We start from the raw sequence: 18,339 nt of genomic DNA on the forward strand, positions 1-18,339 counted from the left end.
ATGAGCCACTACGGCCTGTCGTCCGAAGACCTGTTCCTGTGATCCCTACTTCTCGGCAGCCGCGACAAAATCCGCGCGGAAGGCCGCAAGATCAGCAACGCTGACATCCGACACCGCCCAGAATGTCAGGCCGCCACTGGACCATTCGGCAAAATTATAGCCCTCACGTGTCCTGCTTGCCGCCGCAATGGGAGATGCGGGCCAGACGAACACATTGATGACGTGACCGTGCCGGCGGTACACCAGAACCGCCACCACCCTGCCATTGATATAGTCCACGCGGCCGCCGACAAGGGGAAAACCCTGTGCTGAGAGGTCGATGACCGGCGGAGAATAATCGATCTTGCCGTTGAACCAGGGTTTGACCGTATGTTGATCGGATGTCTGCACATCGGTCAGGTGGTCGACGAGCAGGGATCGTACATGGCTGGCAAGAATCTGATCCTGGAGCACAGTGGTCTCGGGCTGCACCGACAATACGAGAAAAATACTTGCAGCCAGTGCCGCGAATGACGGAACAAAACTCCAGCGCTTGATGAAACCCACGGCTGCCCGCCACGTGGCGGGGCGATATGCCGATGCGGGGGAGCTTGATAGCTCTCCGTCGATCTCATGTGAAAGTGCTGACACGATCCGCTCGCGAACACGCTCGGGCATCTGCCACCGGACACCGCCCTGACCAATGATGTTTTTCAGTTCCGTGAACTTCTCCAGCTCCGCCGTACAATTTGCACAGGTGGCAAGGTGCTCTTCAAATTGCAGCGCGTGCATTGAGTCGAGCTCGCCATCGATGAAGCCGTGTAGCATGACAGCCCAGTCGGAGCATTTTTCCGGTTTGGTCTCGCTCATGATGCTGCTGCCTCGTTGCTGGCTTCACCGTGCCAAGCCTTGGCGAATTCCTGCCGGGCGCGGGCGAGCCGTGACATGACCGTCCCAATGGGCAGGTCTGTGATGTCAGCAATCTGCCGATACGAAAGCTGTTCGAGTTCGCGCAACACCAATATTTCACGCAACGCATCAGGGAGCGAATATATGACCATACGGACATGTTCGGATTCCGTCTTGCGGATCAAAGCGGCCTCGGGCGTATCCTCTTCGGAGGCAATGTTCTGCGCGATAGAGGGTGACTCACCGTCACTATTGTCCGTCAGAGGCATTTCAACGCGAGACTTGCGGCGATTTTCCTGCAGCCAGACATGGTAGCAATTCCTGACAATGGTAAAGACCCAGGATCGCGCGTCACCGCCGCGATACCCGTCAAAGCTGCGATAGGCGCGCAGGAAAGCATCCTGAACAATATCCTGCGCGGCGTCCCCGTCACGGCTCAGAAAACGGGCAAAATTGTAAGCGGCGTCTAAATGCGGAATGATCAGCCGGTTAAATCGCGCTGCAGTATCGGCCGCAGTGCGCACCCTTTCCGAGGCGACGCCATGACCTGCCAGCCCTGCCATATGCACAATGAGGCCCGGCAATCCCCCGCCTTGTCCGCCAGGGGTGCACCGCGACAGCACATTTGCCAGAAATGCGCGCATACCCACGAGCCGCAACCGCCAGGCAAGCGCCGCACGGGTGGAATTTGGAACAAGCATTGATATGGTTGCCGGGTGCATTTGTGTCATGGTGTTCCCAAGCGGCACGGTCGCCGCGCTTGAATCCTCTCCGAAATTCCACAAGCCGTTTGTTACCTAGATCAAACAAGACGTCAGAATATTCCCGAAACCCGCAAATTATTTCGCCGCTGGCGCAGAATACTCATCTTACACCGTTTTAAGGTACCTTGCGCAGCTACAGTCCGTCAGAATTGCTCCAACATTTTCAATGCCTTGCATAAAAACCCGCGGCCAATGCGAATAAACCCCTGCTGATCTCAATCTATTTCATCAGCGGAGGCACTGATCGAACCATGTTCTCCGTTTGGCTAGAGCTTTCCATTGAAGGAGAATTCCAATGTTCGACATTACACGTCGCGCCGTTCTCGGATCCGCGGCCGCTGCGGCGGCCTTCGGGCTTTCCAGGCAACTCGAATTTATCCCGCCGTCATGGGCTGAAACGCCAATCGAACCGTCCGTGGGCTTCTACAAATACAAGGTCGGATCGGTCGAGATCACGGCCGTCTATGACGGCATCTGGCGCAAACCGCATGACCCGGCATTCATCAAAAATGCTTCTGTCGACGAGACCAAGCAGGCCTTGGCGAAGGCGGGCCTGACCACTGAATTCATGCCCATTCCGCTGACTGTCGTCGTGCTGAAAATCGGTGACCGGCTGGTGATGATGGATGCGGGCTCCGGCGTTGGCCAATGGCAGGCGAATGCCACCCATCTGCCGGCAAACATGCAGGCGGCCGGAATAGACCATACAAAGATCGACACCGTCATCATCTCGCACTTCCACCCCGATCATGTGTGGGGGCTGATGGAGAAGGAGACGAATGCCCCGGTATTTCCAAATGCCGAACTCGTCGTAAACGACACTGAATACAATTGGTGGACCGAACCGGGACGCGTTGACAAGCTGGCGGAGGGCCGCAAACCGGCCGGCAAGCGCATTGCCCAGGTTTTTCCGACATGGAAGAACTGGCATCTGGTCAAGGACGGCGCGGAAGTCGCCCCCGGCATACACCTGATTGCGGCACCCGGTCACACACCTGGACACTCCGCTTTCCTTGTCGCCTCCGGCAATGAGCAATTGCTTGTCTCGGCCGACACGATGTACGTGCCTGCCCTGCTTGCGCCCCACCCGGAATGGCAAGGCAGCTACGATCAGGATGGCCCGACCGCCATTACCACCCGCCGCAAGCTCATCGATCGTGTGATCGCCGACAAGATACAGATCTGCGGTTCACATTTTCCGTTCCCCGGCTCGGGCACTTTCGTCAAGGACGGCAACGCCTATGGCTTCACGGCCACCGTCCAAGCTTAGAAACACAAAGGAGATAGGATCATGATCAAGAATGCATTCATCGGCTTTGTAAGCCTTGTCACTGCTGCAACCCTGATGCCCGGCACCGTTGTCGCACCGGCCTACGCCGTCGATAATATGGAGACGGCAGGCGCTCCGGATCTGACATCAGTGCGCGCAAAGATCGCAGCAAAGAACTATACCGGCGCTTTGGAGGAGCTGCGTGGGCTGGCCGAAGACAGCCCACAGGCCGACGTCTACAACCTCCTTGGCTACACACTGCGCAAGACAGGTGATTTCGAGACATCCCTGACCTATTATACCAAAGCCTTGGAACTCCAGCCTGATCACAAGGCCGCCCGTGAATATTTGGGCGAGCTCTTTGTCGAGACCGGCAAAATGGACAAGGCAAACGAGCAGGTGGCATCGCTGACACGGCTCTGTCCAAATGGCTGTGAAGAGCTTGAAGACCTGCAAAAATTCATTGCCTCAAACGGCACCAAATAACGCTAAGGCAGGCGGCTCACCGCCGCCTGCCTTTTTCGCCAGCCAAAAGGGAGAAAACGTCGTGAACATGATGGCAAAAGGCACGCATCTCGCCGATGTTTTGATGCTGTTCAGCCGGCTGTTGCTGGCCTGGATATTTCTGCACGAGGGTTTTACGCTGGCCGCAAACCTGGATGGGACAATTTCAGTCATGGCAAAACTCGGTGTGAACGCACCGCTTGCCCTGGCGACCATCGCCCTTCAGATCTGTGCTGGCATTTCCATCGCTTTTGGCTGTTACGCCCGCCTTGGCGCTTTGGCACTGGGGATATTCTGCCTGCTGACCGCGGTGCTGTTCCACACCAATTTCGCCAACCAGAACGAGCTGCTGCATTTCGAAAAGGATCTCGCCATTGCGGGCGGCATGTTTGCCCTGGTCGTTGGAGGCGCCGGGAATCTGTCGCTTGACAACTTGATGCGGCCGCACCCGATAAAGCTCTGACGGTGTCTTGGATCGGTCATCGCGTTCAGTGCGCCGTGACGCGCCTGCCGGCAAAGATCGAGCGCGCAGCAGCCATGGCTGGCCAGCCGGGTAACGCTGCTGCGCGACGCCATTTTACCCTTACTCAAGCCAGCTCATATTTCGCATCGGGTACGACGACGAGTTTACCGACAAATGCCTTCGCCATGAAATCACTCTGCGCGCGGTGGAATTCGGAGAGCGGGTAGACACCACCGACAAGTGGTTTGATCTTGCCTTCCTCGATATAGCGGACAATGCGGCGGAAATCGCCGCGTGTGCCCTGGGACGATCCGTGTAATTGCAGCTGTTTCAGATACATGGTCCGAAGGTCGAGTTGTACCACAGGTCCGCCGATGGCACCGGCCGTCGTATAACGGCCTTCCGGCCGCAGGATGCGCAGAAGATCATTGAACAGGAGGCCACCGACAAGATCGGCAACCACATCGATGGGCTTGCCGTTGAGAACACGCTCCACGGCAGTGACAAGATCACCGTCACCGCGGGTAATGACTGCCTCGGCGCCGATATCAAGCAGCGCCTGCTCCTTGCCGGCGCCAACCACGGCATAGGGAATGGCACCGCGCGCCCGCGCCAATTGAACGATGCCCGAGCCAACACCGCCCGAAGCACCCGTGACAAGAACCCGTTCACCGGATTTCAATCCGGCTCGCTCAAGCATCTGTTCGCCGGTCAGATAAGCACAGCAGAAGGTCGCCAGCTCGACATCGGTCATATCGGTGTTGACCACATGGGCGTTTTCCGCAGGCACAGCCACATACTCAGCGTAGCCGCCGTCACGGCCATGACCAATATAATCGATATCGGCAAGGCTGTCGTCTTCACGGTTATAGATGGAAAAATCCACCATGACACGCTCGCCGATACGACTATCGGCAACACCTGCGCCTACAGCCACGACATGGCCCACAATATCCGTGCCCTGGATGCGCGGAAAGGTGAGCGTCGGGTCCTGCCGCCGCCAGCTGGAAACCGCGCTCGCATCATTCTCCGTACCATAAGCGCCCTGGCGCACCCACACATCCGTGTTGTTCATGCCGCAGGCGGAGATTTCGATCAGAACCTCGCCTGCCACCGGTTGCGCCACCGGCACATCGGTCCGGTACACCAGCTTGTCGAGATCGCCGTGCCCGGTCAGCAACACGGCTGACATTGTTCGGGAAACCGTATCCATCGTCCTCGACCTCAGAGCGCTTTTGCAACGGCATCGACAGCCGCAACGGCTGCGTTGACAACAATATCCGCCTCGTCCCGCGTGAGACACAATGGAGGGGCAAATCCGAGGATATCGCCCTGCGGCATTGCCCGCCCGATCACACCGCGTTCCGCCAGTGCTGCCGCAATTTGCGGGCCGACCTTTTGCGATGCGTCAAAGAACACCCTGTCATCCCGGTCTTTGACGAATTCAACCGCAGCCAGCATGCCGTCACCACGCACCTCCCCGACGATGGGATGATGTCCCAGTGCTTCGGTAAGTGCGTTGCGGAAATAGGCGCCGGTCTCTCCTGCATTGGTCACGAGATCCAGCGTGTCGATCAGTTCCAGATTGGCAACGCCGGCAGCAGCACAGATCGGATGCGCCGAATAGGTCCATCCATGACCGAGTGATCCGAGTTTGTCCGAGCCCTGCACCAGAACCTGCCAGACCTTGTCGCCGACGATGACGCCGGAGAGCGGCGCATAGGCCGAGGTCAGGCCCTTGGCAATCGTGATCAGATCGGGCTTGATGCCATAATGATCGGAACCGAACATGGTGCCCAGACGGCCAAAACCCGTCACAACCTCATCGGCGACCAGAAGCACATCATATGTGTTGAGAACGGCCTGTATTTTCTCCCAGTACCCGGCAGGCGGCGGCACGATGCCTCCGGTGCCAAGGATCGGTTCGCCGATGAATGCCGCCACGGTCTCGGGTCCTTCCGCAAGGATCATTTCCTCCAGTTTGTCGGCGCAATGCTGGGAGAACTGCTCTTCGCTCATCGAATGGTCTTCCCGGCGGAAGTAATAAGGTGCTTCCGTATGCAGGATTGGTGCTCGGGGCAGGTCGAAGGCATTGTGGAAGAGGTCGAGACCCGTCAGGCTTCCCGTCATGACACCTGAGCCATGATAGCCGCGCCAGCGGGAAATGATCTTCTTCTTGTCCGGCCGTCCCAGCACATTGTTGTAGTACCAGATCAGCTTGATGTTGGTCTCGTTGGCATCGGACCCGGAAAGACCGAAATAAACCCGGCTCATCCCTTCCGGCGCCCGGTCGATGATCATCTTGGCCAGCTTGATCGAGACTTCGGTGCCATGCCCGACATAGGCATGATAATAGGCAAGCTCCTTGGCCTGCTGCGCAATCGCATCGGCTATTTCCTGCCGCCCGTAGCCGACATTGACGCAGTAGAGCCCAGCGAACGCGTCAAGGCTTCTCTTGCCGTTCACATCAAAAATATGCACGCCTTCGCCGCCCTTTATCACCCGCGTCGGGCTTTCGCCGCGCGCATGGGTGCCCATATGGGTGGAGGGATGGAAAAAGTGGTCGCGGTCCCAGGCGTTCAGCTCGTTCGAACGGTCCAACATGTCGATTGCTCCTGCTTTTTGCCTCAGCTTGCTTCGAGGCAGAGATATTTGAGTTCGGTGAAGGCTTCGATGCCGTGGCGCGACCCTTCCCGTCCGAGACCGGATTGCTTCACGCCGCCAAAGGGGACGGGTGCACCGGTGATTTTCACCCGGTTGATCGCAACCATGCCATATTCGAGCGCCCGGCCCAGACGCAGCATGCGCTGGCCGTCGCGGGTAACGACATAGGCCACAAGACCATATTCCGTATCATTGGCACGGCGGATGACCTCATCCTCGTCATCAAACACGGTCACAGCGGCCACTGGTCCGAATGTTTCCTCGCGCATGATCAGCGCGGTGTCGGGAACATTGGTCAGCAGCGTTGGCTGAAAGAACAGAGGTCCGGCTGCGTGACGCTTGCCGCCGGCAAGGCACTTGGCACCGCGATCGAGCGCGTCCTGCACCTGTTCTTCAACCTTCTGCACGGCCTTTTCGTGCATCAACGGGCCGATTTCCGCTCCCTGTGTCAGGCCGGATGCCACTTTCAACGCCGCCATTTTTCGGGCAAACGCAGCAACAAAAACGTCATGCACCGACCGCTCCACATAAATGCGATTGGCCGCCAGACAGTCCTGGCCGGAAGTGGCAAACTTTGCGCCGATCGCAATGTCCACAGCGCGATCGATATCGCTATCGGCAAAGATAATCAGGGGCGCGTGTCCACCCAGTTCCATGACGAGATTCTTCATTGTCGGTGCGCACTGCGCTGCAATCAGACGTCCGACCTCGGTCGAGCCCGTGAAACTCAAGGCCCGCACACGCGGATCGGCACAAAGCGCCTCAACGATAGGTGCTGCCTTGCCGGTGATGATATTGAAAACACCGGCAGGCACCCCGGCCCGCTCCGCCAGTTCCGCCAGGGCAAGGGCTGACAACGGCGTCTCGGATGAGGGATGCGCCACAACGGTGCAACCGGCCGCAAGAGCCGCAGCTGCCTTGCGGGTCAGCATGGCAGACGGGAAATTCCACGGGGTGACGATGCCGACAACGCCAATCGCTTCACGGCTGACCATCATCTGCGCCCCAGGCAGGTGGCTGGTCACGCCTTCCGCGTTCAGCCGCTTCCCCTCCTCCGCATAGAACTCGATGAAGGATGCGGCGTATTCGATCTCGCCGCGCGACTCATCCAGCGGTTTGCCTTGCTCGAGCGTCATGATCAGCGCGAGATCTTCCTTTGCCGCCAGAACGAGATCGTACCATTTGCGTAAAACGGCAGCACGCTGTTGCGGCAGCAACGCGCGCCATGAACGGAACGCGCGTGACGCCGCATCGATGGCAAGAGACGTTTCCTGCGGACCGAGCGCGGCGACCCATGCCACCGGCATTCCCGATGCCGGGTCACGCACCTCGAATGTCTGCCCGCCTTTGGCTGAGCTCCAATGGCCATCAATATAGGCAAGATCGCGCAACGTCCTGCGGTCCTGCAGGCGGTCAAGTCCATCATGGCGTTCGGGTCGTGCGAAATGGGCAGACATCGGGCTCTCCCTGAGAATATCCAGCGATGCTCGCCCATCCCGTCAGGAGAGAGTGACTGTAATGCGCCGCCCGCAGAGAGAGATTGTCTGATTAAGCCCCCTGATTTGGAGAGATGGACCGGAGTGTCAGCCTTCCGGCTGGATCAGGTCATGCACAGGCAAAGCTGTTTCCTCTTTCACCGTCTTGGTGATGATGTAGGAAAAATACCGGTCGATGCCGAGCTCCCGCTGCAACAGATCATCAATCAGCCGCTGATAGGCATCGATGTCCCGGGCGACAATTTTCAGAATGTAATCGACGCCCCCGCCAACCGACCAGCACGAGGTCACCTCAGGCAAAAGCTTGATCGCCCGCTCAAACCGCTCGAAATCGGTCTGCCTGTGCGATGCAAGAGTGACTTCCACCAGAATGCTGGCAACCGGCGCAACCAGCCGGAGAGACAGGCGCGCATGGTAGCCTGTGATAATCCCCGCCTTTTCCAGTCGGCGAAGCCTTGTCCAGCACGGTGTCGGAGAGATACCAGCACGTTCGGCAAGGGCGAGTTTGGTGATCCGTCCGTCCCTTTGGATGGCGTCGAGAATACGGATGTCGATTGCGTCAAGCCTTGGTGCGCCCATCACTGTTCCAGTTCAAAGAGTGGATTGATCATGGCCTTGTGTTTTTCTCATTGTCAATTGACCTGATTTCAATCAATCTAAAATCATGACATTATGGCGACCCGATATCAGTTCACTCACCCGCCCCGCCTATCTCTCCCTGGCGGACCAGATTGCGCGCGCCATCGGTGACGGAACGCTGGAAGCAGGCGCCCGCCTGCCAACTCACCGGAAGATGGCAGAGGATCTGCACCTGTCCGTGCAGACGGTCAGCCGCGCCTATGAGGAACTCATTCGCCGCGGCATGCTTTCCGGCGAAACCGGGCGCGGCAGTTTCGTCAAGGCGCAGCGGCGCGAAATCGATCAACCCTATCTGCCGGAACGGCTCGGCGAAGTGATTGACCTTTCGATTCTCAAGCCTGTCTGCGAGAAAATGCATCATGAGCGTTTGAAGAAGGCGCTGGGCTGGCTGTCCGAAACCCTGCCGGCAAGTTCGGCCCTGTCGTTCCGCCCGAACGTGGTTTTTCCGCGCCACCGCACCACGGCAGTCAAATGGCTGCGTGCGTGCGGCCTTGATGTCCCCGCCTCGAATATCAGCATTACCAACGGCGCGACTGCTGCGATGACAGTCGCGATCATGAGCGTTGCGCCTGTCGGCTCGACGATTGCGACCGAGGCCACCGGGCACCATACCCTTGTGCCACTCGCCTCCTATCTGGGCCTCACGCTCAAAGGCATTGCCATTGACGATCAGGGCATCATCCCCGAGGCGTTGGACGCCGCGTGCAAGGAATCCAGCATTCGCGCGCTATTTGTGCAGCCGGCAGCGATCAATCCCCATGCGACGGTGATGGGATCGGTCCGCCGCGCCCAGATTGTCGAGGTTGCACGCAAGCGCGATATTGCCATCGTCGAAAGCGACATACTCGGCCCCCTGGTCGAGGATCGCCCGCCGCCGATTGCCGCGCTGGCTCCCGAGAGAACCCTCTATTTCACCAGCTTTACCAAGACTGTCGTACCCGGTTTGCGCATCGGTTATCTCGCGGCACCCGATCGTTACGTCGCCGCCGTCGCCAACCGCCACCTCGTTTCCAACTGGATGGCAACACCGATGGTCGCGGAGATCGCCACACGCTGGGTTGAGGACGGCACGGCCATGGAGCTGGTCGAATGGCAGCGCGAAGCTCTGCGGCGCAGACATGAAATTGCATCCCAGGTGCTTTCGGGCACATTTTTTCGCTCGCATCCGCAAAGCCTGCACATCTGGCTGCCACTGACCGACGGGCGAACGGAAGAGACCTTCGTCGCTCAGGCACGCCTGCAGAATGTCGCTATTGCGCCCGGTGCATCATTCCGCATTTCGCAGGAAGACTGGACACCGGCCGTGCGCATATCCCTCGGCTCTACCACGGAAGAGGAATTGCTGCGCGGCCTCACGGTCGTCGGAAGTCTGCTGCAGGGTGATCCCGAACACCTGCTGCTCGCCATTTAGTCAAAGCGCGCAATTTCATGGCAATAAAACTTATATTGTCATGATTTAATTTTTATAATTGACATGATTTGATAAGTCTCTCATCGTTTAGGGCATAGCCGGTCTCAACCAGAGGGAGAGACGCATGCCCCCAATCAACGAGACAAGAACAGCGACCACGGCTCAGCCGCCGATCATCGAGATCGACGGCATCAGCAAGAGCTTCGGCGCCTTCAAGGTTCTTGATCAGTTGTCATTCAATGTCGCGCCAGGGGAGAAACTGGCGCTTATAGGACCGTCCGGTTCCGGCAAGACCACGATCCTGCGTATTCTCATGACACTGGAAGGCATCGACAGCGGCAATATTCGCGTTGCAGGCGAAAATCTCTACCGGATGCAGAAGAATGGCGGCCTGCAACCGGCTGACGAAAACCATCTGCACAAAATGCGCGCCCAGATTGGCATGGTGTTCCAGCTCTTCAATCTGTTCCCCCACAAATGCGTTCTCGATAACGTGACGCTGGCACCCATGCTGACGAAAAGCACGCCGCGCAGGCAGGCCGAAGAGCAGGCCATGCAATTGCTTGAAATGGTCGGGCTTGCCGACAAGGCCAAATCCATGCCTTCGCAGCTGTCGGGCGGGCAGAAACAGCGTGTTGCCATTGCCCGTGCTCTGGCGCTGCAACCCAAGATCATGCTTTTTGACGAAGTGACATCAGCACTGGATCCCGAACTGGTCGAGGAAGTGCTCAACGTCCTGTGGCGTCTGTCCGAGGAAACGGACATGACCATGCTGCTCGTCACCCACGAAATGGGTTTTGCCCACGAATTTGCCGATCGGGTCCTGTTCTTTGACCGGGGCAAGATCATCGAGGATGGCAAGCCCGACGAAATTTTCCGCCATCCCAAACAGGAACGCACGCAGGCATTCCTGAAAAAGATCATCGCCGCCGGTCACAGGGTCTGACCGGGGCGGCACCTGCACACCTTAAAACACAAGAAAACTGAGGAGTTGGGAACATGTTGAACTTGAAAACAATGAGTGCGTCGATCGGAGCGATTGCACTGTCCGCCATGGCACTTTCCATGCCTGCAAAAGCGGATGAAGCGCTCGACAAACTGAAAGCGCAGGGCTTTGCCCGCATTGCCATTGCCAATGAACCACCTTTCACCGCGGTCAAGCCGGATGGCACCGTGTCCGGCGCGGGTCCTGATGTCGCCCGGGCCGTCTTCAAGAAGCTCGGCGTCGCCGACGTGGTCGCCTCCATTTCCGAGTACGGCGCCATGATCCCGGGCCTTCAGGCAGGACGTCATGATGTGGTAACAGCCGGCTTGTTCATGAAACCGGAGCGGTGCAAGGCTGTTGCCTATTCCGAGCCGATCCTGTGCGATGCCGAAGCTTTTCTGGTCAAGAAGGGTAACCCCAAGGGATTCAAGAGCTACAAGGATATCGCCGCGGATGCGAAAGCGACGATCGGCGCGCCCGGTGGCGGCACGGAAGAGCGGCTGGCGCTGGAAGCCGGTGTGCCGCGCGACCGCGTGATCGTTGTCCCCGATGGCCAGAGCGGCATCAAGATGCTGCAGGACGGGCGTATCGATGTGTATTCCCTGCCGGTTCTTTCGATCAACGATCTGGTCAAGAAGGCCAATGATCCGAATGTCGAAGTCTTCGCTCCCGTCGTCAACGCGCCGGTCTATTGCGATGGCGCTGCCTTCCGCAAAGACCAGACCACCCTGCGTGACGAGTTCGACAAGGTCCTCGCCGAGATGAAGACATCGGGTGAATTTGCAAAGATTGTCGAACCCTATGGCTTCTCCGCCAAGGCTGCCATGTCAACCACGCGCGACAAGCTTTGCGCCGGCTGACACACACCGCTGTCACGATCACTCCGGTGTTGAAACCGGAGTGATCGACCGCAATTTCCGTCACGAATGAGAGCATGACCGATGGGCCAATGGGCCGGATACTTACAGCTGATTCTGGAAGGGGCGCTGGTTACGATCAAGCTGACCCTGATGGGGTCCGTGCTTGCGCTGATCATGGCCTTTATCGCCGGGCTCGGCCGGATATCGCGTTTCCGGGCTGTGCGCGCATTGGCCACCACCTATATCGAATTCTTTCGCGGCACATCCATCTTTGTCCAGCTTTTCTGGGCCTATTTCGTGCTACCGCTGCTCGGCTTCTCGCTCACACCACTGCAGGCCGGTGTTCTGGCGCTGGGTCTCAACGTGGGAGCCTATGGCGCCGAAGTCGTACGCGGTGCGATCAAGTCCATCGGCCGGGAACAATATGAGGCGTGCATTGCGCTGAACTTCAGCCGCTGGCAGAGCTTGCGCCATATCATTCTGCCGCAGGCCTTCGTGCTTATGCTGCCAACTTTTGGCAACAATGCGATTGAGCTTTTGAAGGCCTCCGCTGTAGTGTCACTGATTTCACTTTCGGACATGACGTTCCAGGCGCAGGTCGTGCGCGCGCAGACAGGCAGCACATTGATGCCGTTCCTGACCATTCTCGTTCTCTACTTCCTCATGTCGTCGGTCATCTCCGCCTCGATCCGCGGACTGGAGCGTTATCTGACCCGCGGCCTTGACGGTGTGAGGTCCTGAGATGGAGTGGGATTGGGCCTTTGTTGTCGAAATTCTTCCGACCATGATTGAGGGCGTGAAGATCACCATTCTGGCAACCCTTCTGGGATCGGTGCTTGCTGCCATTATCGGCCTCGGCTTGGCCATCCTGCGCCGCTCGAAGAATGTCTTTGTCTCGAAACCGGTTGGCTTTCTTGCCGACTTCATCCGCGGCACGCCGTTGCTCGTGCAGCTGTATTTCATCTTCTACGTGCTGCCCGATGTGGGCATTACCCTTTCACCGCTGGTCGCCGGCGTCATCGGTCTTGGCCTGCATTACGGCACCTATACGGCGGAGGTCTATCGCGGTGGCATTGACAACGTGGCGCGCGGCCAGTGGGAAGCTGCCCGTGCCTGCAATCTCTCGGCGTTCCAGACCTGGACCCGGATCATTCTGCCGCAAGCCCTTCCGCCGATGATCCCCGCACTCGCCAACTACTTCATCGCCATGTTCAAGGAAACGCCGTTGCTTTCCGCCATCACGGTGCTTGAGCTGATGAACCAGGCGCGCAGCATCGCCAATTACAACTATCGCTACATTGAACCGATCACGCTGGTAGGCGCGTTCTTCCTCGTGATCAGTCTTGTGTCCGTCATTGCCCTGCGCTGGCTCGAACGCCGCTATGGGCAGATCGAGGAGAGATGACATGGGTATTCCGATCAAGGTCACCCAGACGATGACGCCGCTTGACTTCGATGACCGCCCCATTGCCAAGCGCATCGGTCTCGTGATCCTGGCCACGGATCACACGACGGAACCGGACTTTCAGCGCTTGGTCGCCAGCCCGAAGATCGGGCTCTATACGGCGCGCATCCCCTATGCCAATCCGACGACACCGGAAAATCTGCGTCGCATGCAGCCCGGACTGACGGTTGGCGCCGGATTGATCCTGCCCGACGAGGATCTCGACGCGATCTGCTATTCCTGCACCTCCGCATCGGTGGTTATCGGCGACGATGCGGTCGAGTCCGCGATCAAGGCCGCCAAGCCGGGCGTGCCGGTCATTACTCCGCCGCTCGCCGCCGTTCGGGGCCTCAATGCCTTCGGCGCCCGCCGGATCAGTGTGCTTACGCCCTATACAGTCGAGACAAGCACCCCGATGCTGGCTTATTTCCAGGCCAAGAGTTTCGATATTGCCCGCTTCACCTGTTTCGGTCTTGAAGACGACCGGGAAATGGCACGCATTAAGCCCGCATCGCTCATAGCCGCAGCAACTGAAGCCACGGCGCCGGATTGCGATGCCCTGTTCATATCCTGCACCGCATTGCGCGCCGCCATCGCCGCCCCGCAGATCGAAGCAGTGATCGGCAAACCCGTTGTCACAAGTAATCTCGCCACGGCATGGGCAACATTGCGTCTGTGCGGCGAAAATCAGCCACGACCGGAACTGGGACAGTTGATGACCCGTCCCATGGCGGCCTGGTAAGTCAGCATGACCCGAACATTCGTCACCCTGACCGAGATCGAGGCAGCCCGCGCCGTGATTGCACCGCACATCCTGCGCACCCCCACGGTTCACTCGGCAAGCCTGACCGAACGAATGGGACTGCCCGTCCATCTCAAACTGGAACAGCGGCAGATAACCGGAGCATTCAAGCTGCGGGGCGCCCTCAACGCCTTGAACAGCCTATCACTGGATGGAAGACAGCGCGGTGTTGTCACCGCGTCAACCGGCAATCACGGCCGCGCCCTCGCCTATGCTTCAAGGCTGCAAAGCATTCGCTCCGTCATCTGCATGTCGAACCTTGTCCCTGGCAACAAGGTGGATGAGATCCGCAAGCTCGGCGCGGAAATCCGGATTGTCGGCACGTCGCAGGATGAGGCCCAGGAGGAAGTCGAGAAGATCGTCGCAAGGGATGGTCTCGTCATGGTTCCGCCCTTTGACGACCCGGCTATCGTTGCCGGTCAGGGAACGATTGGACTTGAGATCGTCGAGGACGTGCCGGACGTGGAAACCGTTCTCGTCCCGCTTTCCGGCGGCGGACTCATCGCCGGGATTGCCGCGGCAATCAAAGGCTTGAAGCCAGAAACCAGGGTCATCGGCATTTCCATGCAGAACGGCGCGGCAATGGCCGCCAGCCTGAAAGCCGGTCATCCCGTCAGCGTTGTGGAACGGCAAAGCCTGGCGGACTCCCTCGGCGGCGGCATCGGCCTCAGCAATAGCGTGACCTTCGGGATGGTGCGCGCACTCGTCGATGAGGTCGTGCTGCTTTCTGAAGAAGAAATAGCGGCGGGCATCGTCCACGCCTACACGCAGGAGCGGGAAATAATCGAAGGCGCGGCGGCCGTCGGTATCGGAGCGCTTCTTGCGGGCAAGATCCGGTTGCAGGGACCGGTGGTCGCCCTGCTGTCCGGCCGCAATATCGACATGGAACAGCACCGCCGCATTGTCGCCGGATATCACGCAGGGGAGACCATGCCATGTCCCGCATGACCATTCTCACCGAAGCCGAACTGCGCCGCATCGTTTCTCTCGATCTGGATGCGGTTGCATGCGTCGAAGCTGCCTTTGAAGCCCTTGCTAAGAAGGCCGTTGCCATGCCACCGATCCTGCGGCTCGACATCCCCGAACATCGCGGCGAAGTGGATGTCAAAACCGCCTACGTGCCCGGTATCGATGCCTTTGCGATCAAGATCAGCCCCGGCTTTTTCAACAATCCCCAGATTGGCCTTCCCAGCGTCAACGGCATGATGGTGCTGTTCTCCAGCAAGACGGGACTGGTCGAAGCCTTGCTGCTTGACAATGGCTATCTGACGGATGTCCGCACGGCGGCTGCCGGAGCGGTGGCAGCGAAATATCTCGCCCGCAAGGACGCAAGCATTGCAACGATCTTCGGTGCGGGTGTGCAGGCACAACTGCAGCTCAAGGCACTGACACTGGTTCGTCCCATTGGCGAAGCGCGCCTGTGGGCGCGTGATCCGCAAAAAGCCGAAGCGACGGCAGCGAATATACGGGCAGAGCTTGGCATCCGGATATCCGTTGAAAGCGATCCGTCGAAAGCCGTCGCAGGGAGCCATATCATCGTCACGACAACGCCATCCGAGAAGCCATTGCTTCGGGCGGGGTGGCTGGAACCCGGTCAGCATGTGACCGCAATGGGGTCCGATGCCGAGCACAAGAACGAAATTGATCCGGCCATTATCCGGTTTGCCGATCTCTATGTGGCCGACAGCCTGAAACAGACGCGGCGGCTGGGCGAACTCCATCACGCCATAGCCGCAGGTCTTATTTCAGAGAACCAGGCCTTTCCGGAACTCGGTGCCATCATTGCCGGCGCCAGCGCCGGTCGGCAATCGGACCATGCGATCACCATTGCCGATCTGACCGGTACCGGCGTCCAAGACACCGCCATTGCCACGCTTGCCAGTGACCGTGCCCAAAGGGCCGGTGCCGGTACGCCGTTTGAAAGTTGATATTCGAAAGTGAGGAAACCAGAATGACCGAGCCCAATCTGAAGTTCAGCCGCGACGAGTTTGCGCAGAGGCTGGCAAAAACCCGCAAGTCCATGGAGAAAAAGGGCATCGACGTACTGATCTGCAGCGATCCCTCCAACATGGCATGGCTGACGGGTTATGACGGCTGGTCGTTTTACGTGCATCAGGCAGTGATCGTTCCACCGGAAGGCGAACCTATCTGGTACGGCCGCGGGCAGGACGCGAACGGCGCGAAGCGCACGGCCTATCTCAAGCACGACAATATCATCGGCTATCCCGATCACTACGTTCAATCCACCGAACGTCACCCGATGGATTTTCTGTCAAAACTTCTGGACGAGCGCGGATGGAGCAAGAAGACCATCGGCGTCGAGATGGACAATTACTGGTTCACGGCAGCAGCCTTCGCCTCGCTGCAAAAACATTTGCCCAATGCCCGGTTTGTCGATGGAACCGCACTCGTCAACTGGCAGCGCGCCGTGAAAAGCAAGACCGAGCTTGACTATATGCGCAAGGCCGCCCGCATTGTCGAACTCATGCACCAGCGTATCGTGGACAAGGTCGAAGTCGGCATGCGCAAATGCGATCTCGTTGCCGAAATCTACGATGCCGGCATTCGCGGAACCAATGCATTCGGCGGCGACTATCCGGCCATCGTGCCGCTGCTTCCATCCGGAGCGGATGCATCTGCCCCTCACCTGACCTGGGATGACCAGCCCATGAAGAGCGGCGAAGGCACGTTCTTCGAAATCGCCGGTTGCTTCAACCGCTATCACGTACCGCTGTCCCGTACGGTTTTCCTGGGCAAACCAACCCAGGCATTTCTGGATGCGGAAAAGGCGACGCTTGAGGGGATGGAAGCAGGGCTTGCCGCCGCCAAACCCGGCAATACCTGCGAAGACATCGCCAACGCCTTTTTCGACGTGCTCAGGAAATACGGCATCGTCAAGGACAACCGCACCGGCTACCCCATCGGGATTTCCTATCCCCCAGATTGGGGCGAGCGCACCATGAGCCTGCGCCCCGGGGACAAAACCGTGCTGGAACCGGGCATGACATTCCATTTCATGACCGGTCTCTGGCTTGAAACCATGGGTCTCGAGATCACCGAAAGCATCCTGATCACGGACACCGGCGTCGAATGTCTTGCCAACGTGCCCCGGCAGCTTTTTGTGAAGAATTGATACCCATGACATCAGCTAATCTTCTAGCCCCATCCCCCATCACGCCGACCGTCGATTTTGACAGGGACGGCGTGCAGCATGGCTTCCTGCGTCTGCCTTACAGCAGGGATGATTCCGCTTGGGGGTCGGTCATGATTCCCATTGCGGTCATCCGCAATGGGAAAGGTCCGACAGCGCTTTTGACCGGCGGAAACCACGGCGACGAATACGAAGGACCAATCGCTCTCTTGGATCTGGCGCGCACGCTCGACCCGAAAGAGGTCAACGGCACTGTGATCATCGTCCCCGCCATGAACTATCCGGCCTTCCGCGCCGGGACGCGCACCTCACCCATTGACAAGGGCAACATGAACCGCAGTTTCCCGGGGCGGCCCGACGGGACCGTCACGCAGAAGATCGCCGACTATTTCACGCGGGAGCTGTTGCCTCGCGCCGATGTGGTTCTGGATTTTCATTCGGGCGGCAGGACACTCGATTTCCTGCCGTTCGCCGCTGCTCACGTCCTGCCTGACAAGGCCCAGGAAGCGCGTGGTTTCGATGCGGTCAAAGCGTTCTCGGCGCCCTGGTCCATGCGGATGCTGGAGATCGATGCGGTCGGCATGTACGACACCACGGTCGAAGAACTGGGCAAGACCTTCGTTACAACCGAACTTGGCGGGGGCGGCACAGCCAGCGCCGAAACAATCCGCATTGCCAAGCGCGGCGTCAGCAATTTTCTCCGGCATACGGGTATTTTGAGCGGTGATGTCGAGCTGCATGAAACACGGTGGATCGACATGCCCTCGGCAGACTGTTTCTCGTTCGCCGAAGATGCCGGCATGATCGAAACGATGGCCGATCTGGGCGATCCGGTCACCGCGGGTCAGGTCATCGCCCGTATCTATCCCATCGGCCGAACCGGAGCAGCGCCAGCGGAGATCAAGGCCCAACTTTCAGGGATTCTTGCCGCCCGGCATTTTCCCGGACTGGTCAATGCCGGGGACTGTGCCGCAGTGATTGCAGTCACCGAATAGGTG

The 18,339-nt window shown here is 58.7% G+C and carries 19 protein-coding genes; 13 read left to right on the plus strand and 6 right to left on the minus strand.

The window, feature by feature from the left end:
- Positions 1-45: 45 nt before the first annotated feature.
- Positions 46-849: an anti-sigma factor family protein gene (locus ACP7B1_RS15835; RefSeq protein WP_346307392.1), complete on the minus strand. Its 804-nt coding sequence runs from the start codon at positions 847-849 to the stop codon at positions 46-48.
- Positions 846-1,673 (minus strand): sigma-70 family RNA polymerase sigma factor, encoded by an 828-nt coding sequence (locus ACP7B1_RS15840; protein ID WP_346307391.1) that lies wholly within the window; start codon positions 1,671-1,673, stop codon positions 846-848. Before ACP7B1_RS15840 ends, ACP7B1_RS15835 begins: the two co-directional genes overlap by 4 nt.
- A 274-nt stretch (positions 1,674-1,947) precedes the next feature.
- Here ACP7B1_RS15840 and ACP7B1_RS15845 point away from each other — a divergent pair, with 274 nt between their 5' ends.
- From ACP7B1_RS15845 to ACP7B1_RS15855, 3 genes are all read left to right on the plus strand, one after another.
- Positions 1,948-2,922, plus strand: a complete 975-nt coding sequence (locus tag ACP7B1_RS15845; protein WP_346307390.1) for an MBL fold metallo-hydrolase — start codon at positions 1,948-1,950, stop codon at positions 2,920-2,922.
- Positions 2,923-2,997: 75 nt separating this feature from the next.
- Complete coding sequence (locus tag ACP7B1_RS15850; RefSeq protein WP_426137106.1) at positions 2,998-3,408, plus strand: tetratricopeptide repeat protein; 411 nt, start codon at positions 2,998-3,000, stop codon at positions 3,406-3,408.
- Positions 3,409-3,475: 67 nt separating this feature from the next.
- Positions 3,476-3,889 (plus strand): DoxX family protein, encoded by a 414-nt coding sequence (locus ACP7B1_RS15855; protein WP_346307394.1) that lies wholly within the window; start codon positions 3,476-3,478, stop codon positions 3,887-3,889.
- 124 nt (positions 3,890-4,013) lie between these two features.
- On the opposite strand, the gene ACP7B1_RS15860 is transcribed toward ACP7B1_RS15855, so the two are convergent.
- From ACP7B1_RS15860 to ACP7B1_RS15875, 4 genes are all read right to left on the minus strand, one after another.
- Positions 4,014-5,081 (minus strand): alcohol dehydrogenase family protein, encoded by a 1,068-nt coding sequence (locus ACP7B1_RS15860; RefSeq protein ID WP_346307388.1) that lies wholly within the window; start codon positions 5,079-5,081, stop codon positions 4,014-4,016.
- Between the two features lie 32 nt (positions 5,082-5,113).
- Positions 5,114-6,493: an aspartate aminotransferase family protein gene (locus ACP7B1_RS15865; protein WP_346307387.1), complete on the minus strand. Its 1,380-nt coding sequence runs from the start codon at positions 6,491-6,493 to the stop codon at positions 5,114-5,116.
- A gap of 23 nt (positions 6,494-6,516) precedes the next feature.
- A complete protein-coding gene (locus ACP7B1_RS15870) occupies positions 6,517-8,010 on the minus strand; it encodes an NAD-dependent succinate-semialdehyde dehydrogenase (RefSeq protein ID WP_346307386.1) in 1,494 nt (497 codons plus the stop codon).
- 126 nt (positions 8,011-8,136) lie between these two features.
- Positions 8,137-8,628: an Lrp/AsnC family transcriptional regulator gene (locus ACP7B1_RS15875; RefSeq protein WP_403184301.1), complete on the minus strand. Its 492-nt coding sequence runs from the start codon at positions 8,626-8,628 to the stop codon at positions 8,137-8,139.
- A gap of 85 nt (positions 8,629-8,713) precedes the next feature.
- Between ACP7B1_RS15875 and ACP7B1_RS15880 the strand changes: the two genes are divergently transcribed.
- From ACP7B1_RS15880 to doeB, 10 genes are all read left to right on the plus strand, one after another.
- Positions 8,714-10,099, plus strand: coding sequence for a PLP-dependent aminotransferase family protein (locus tag ACP7B1_RS15880; RefSeq protein ID WP_346305062.1), 1,386 nt, complete (start codon positions 8,714-8,716; stop codon positions 10,097-10,099).
- Positions 10,100-10,223: 124 nt separating this feature from the next.
- Positions 10,224-11,045 (plus strand): ectoine/hydroxyectoine ABC transporter ATP-binding protein EhuA, encoded by an 822-nt coding sequence (ehuA, locus tag ACP7B1_RS15885; protein ID WP_346305063.1) that lies wholly within the window; start codon positions 10,224-10,226, stop codon positions 11,043-11,045.
- A 53-nt stretch (positions 11,046-11,098) separates the two neighbouring features.
- Complete coding sequence (gene ehuB / locus ACP7B1_RS15890) at positions 11,099-11,944, plus strand: ectoine/hydroxyectoine ABC transporter substrate-binding protein EhuB (protein ID WP_426137098.1); 846 nt, start codon at positions 11,099-11,101, stop codon at positions 11,942-11,944.
- Positions 11,945-12,025: 81 nt separating this feature from the next.
- Complete coding sequence (gene ehuC, locus ACP7B1_RS15895) at positions 12,026-12,685, plus strand: ectoine/hydroxyectoine ABC transporter permease subunit EhuC (RefSeq protein WP_223615332.1); 660 nt, start codon at positions 12,026-12,028, stop codon at positions 12,683-12,685.
- Position 12,686: 1 nt separating this feature from the next.
- Complete coding sequence (gene ehuD / locus ACP7B1_RS15900) at positions 12,687-13,349, plus strand: ectoine/hydroxyectoine ABC transporter permease subunit EhuD (RefSeq protein ID WP_346305064.1); 663 nt, start codon at positions 12,687-12,689, stop codon at positions 13,347-13,349.
- A gap of 1 nt (position 13,350) precedes the next feature.
- On the plus strand, positions 13,351-14,130 hold the full coding sequence (gene eutA, locus ACP7B1_RS15905; RefSeq protein WP_346305065.1) for an ectoine utilization protein EutA: 780 nt from the start codon (positions 13,351-13,353) through the stop codon (positions 14,128-14,130).
- Between the two features lie 6 nt (positions 14,131-14,136).
- Positions 14,137-15,138, plus strand: coding sequence for a hydroxyectoine utilization dehydratase EutB (gene eutB / locus ACP7B1_RS15910; protein WP_346305066.1), 1,002 nt, complete (start codon positions 14,137-14,139; stop codon positions 15,136-15,138).
- The gene (eutC, locus tag ACP7B1_RS15915; RefSeq protein WP_346305067.1) at positions 15,126-16,118 is read left to right on the plus strand and encodes an ectoine utilization protein EutC; all 993 of its coding nucleotides are present in this window, start codon (positions 15,126-15,128) and stop codon (positions 16,116-16,118) included. Before eutB ends, eutC begins: the two co-directional genes overlap by 13 nt.
- 23 nt (positions 16,119-16,141) lie before the next feature.
- Entirely contained in the window at positions 16,142-17,323 is a 1,182-nt protein-coding gene (doeA, locus tag ACP7B1_RS15920) for an ectoine hydrolase DoeA (protein ID WP_346305068.1), read from the plus strand.
- 5 nt (positions 17,324-17,328) lie between these two features.
- Positions 17,329-18,336: a N(2)-acetyl-L-2,4-diaminobutanoate deacetylase DoeB gene (gene doeB / locus ACP7B1_RS15925; protein WP_346305069.1), complete on the plus strand. Its 1,008-nt coding sequence runs from the start codon at positions 17,329-17,331 to the stop codon at positions 18,334-18,336.
- The last annotated feature ends 3 nt before the right edge of the window (positions 18,337-18,339 follow it).

The sequence above is a fragment of the Phyllobacterium sp. SL163 genome (assembly GCF_049896885.1).
Taxonomy (GTDB): domain Bacteria; phylum Pseudomonadota; class Alphaproteobacteria; order Rhizobiales; family Rhizobiaceae; genus Phyllobacterium; species Phyllobacterium calauticae.

What these genes read in the sequence shown, in the direction of transcription:
- ehuA (WP_346305063.1), top strand. Translation starts at nt 10,224, where the DNA reads ATGCCCCCAATCAACGAGACAAGAACAGCGACCACGGCTCAGCCGCCG.
- doeB (WP_346305069.1), top strand. Translation starts at nt 17,329, where the DNA reads ATGACATCAGCTAATCTTCTAGCCCCATCCCCCATCACGCCGACCGTC.
- ehuB (WP_426137098.1), top strand. Translation starts at nt 11,099, where the DNA reads ATGTTGAACTTGAAAACAATGAGTGCGTCGATCGGAGCGATTGCACTG.
- eutA (WP_346305065.1), top strand. Translation starts at nt 13,351, where the DNA reads ATGGGTATTCCGATCAAGGTCACCCAGACGATGACGCCGCTTGACTTC.
- ACP7B1_RS15850 (WP_426137106.1), top strand. Translation starts at nt 2,998, where the DNA reads ATGCCCGGCACCGTTGTCGCACCGGCCTACGCCGTCGATAATATGGAG.
- ACP7B1_RS15870 (WP_346307386.1), bottom strand. Translation starts at nt 8,010, where the DNA reads ATGTCTGCCCATTTCGCACGACCCGAACGCCATGATGGACTTGACCGC.
- doeA (WP_346305068.1), top strand. Translation starts at nt 16,142, where the DNA reads ATGACCGAGCCCAATCTGAAGTTCAGCCGCGACGAGTTTGCGCAGAGG.
- ehuD (WP_346305064.1), top strand. Translation starts at nt 12,687, where the DNA reads ATGGAGTGGGATTGGGCCTTTGTTGTCGAAATTCTTCCGACCATGATT.
- ACP7B1_RS15860 (WP_346307388.1), bottom strand. Translation starts at nt 5,081, where the DNA reads ATGTCAGCCGTGTTGCTGACCGGGCACGGCGATCTCGACAAGCTGGTG.
- eutC (WP_346305067.1), top strand. Translation starts at nt 15,126, where the DNA reads ATGTCCCGCATGACCATTCTCACCGAAGCCGAACTGCGCCGCATCGTT.
- ehuC (WP_223615332.1), top strand. Translation starts at nt 12,026, where the DNA reads ATGGGCCAATGGGCCGGATACTTACAGCTGATTCTGGAAGGGGCGCTG.
- ACP7B1_RS15855 (WP_346307394.1), top strand. Translation starts at nt 3,476, where the DNA reads ATGATGGCAAAAGGCACGCATCTCGCCGATGTTTTGATGCTGTTCAGC.
- ACP7B1_RS15865 (WP_346307387.1), bottom strand. Translation starts at nt 6,493, where the DNA reads ATGTTGGACCGTTCGAACGAGCTGAACGCCTGGGACCGCGACCACTTT.
- ACP7B1_RS15835 (WP_346307392.1), bottom strand. Translation starts at nt 849, where the DNA reads ATGAGCGAGACCAAACCGGAAAAATGCTCCGACTGGGCTGTCATGCTA.
- ACP7B1_RS15880 (WP_346305062.1), top strand. Translation starts at nt 8,714, where the DNA reads ATGACATTATGGCGACCCGATATCAGTTCACTCACCCGCCCCGCCTAT.
- ACP7B1_RS15845 (WP_346307390.1), top strand. Translation starts at nt 1,948, where the DNA reads ATGTTCGACATTACACGTCGCGCCGTTCTCGGATCCGCGGCCGCTGCG.
- ACP7B1_RS15875 (WP_403184301.1), bottom strand. Translation starts at nt 8,628, where the DNA reads ATGGGCGCACCAAGGCTTGACGCAATCGACATCCGTATTCTCGACGCC.
- eutB (WP_346305066.1), top strand. Translation starts at nt 14,137, where the DNA reads ATGACCCGAACATTCGTCACCCTGACCGAGATCGAGGCAGCCCGCGCC.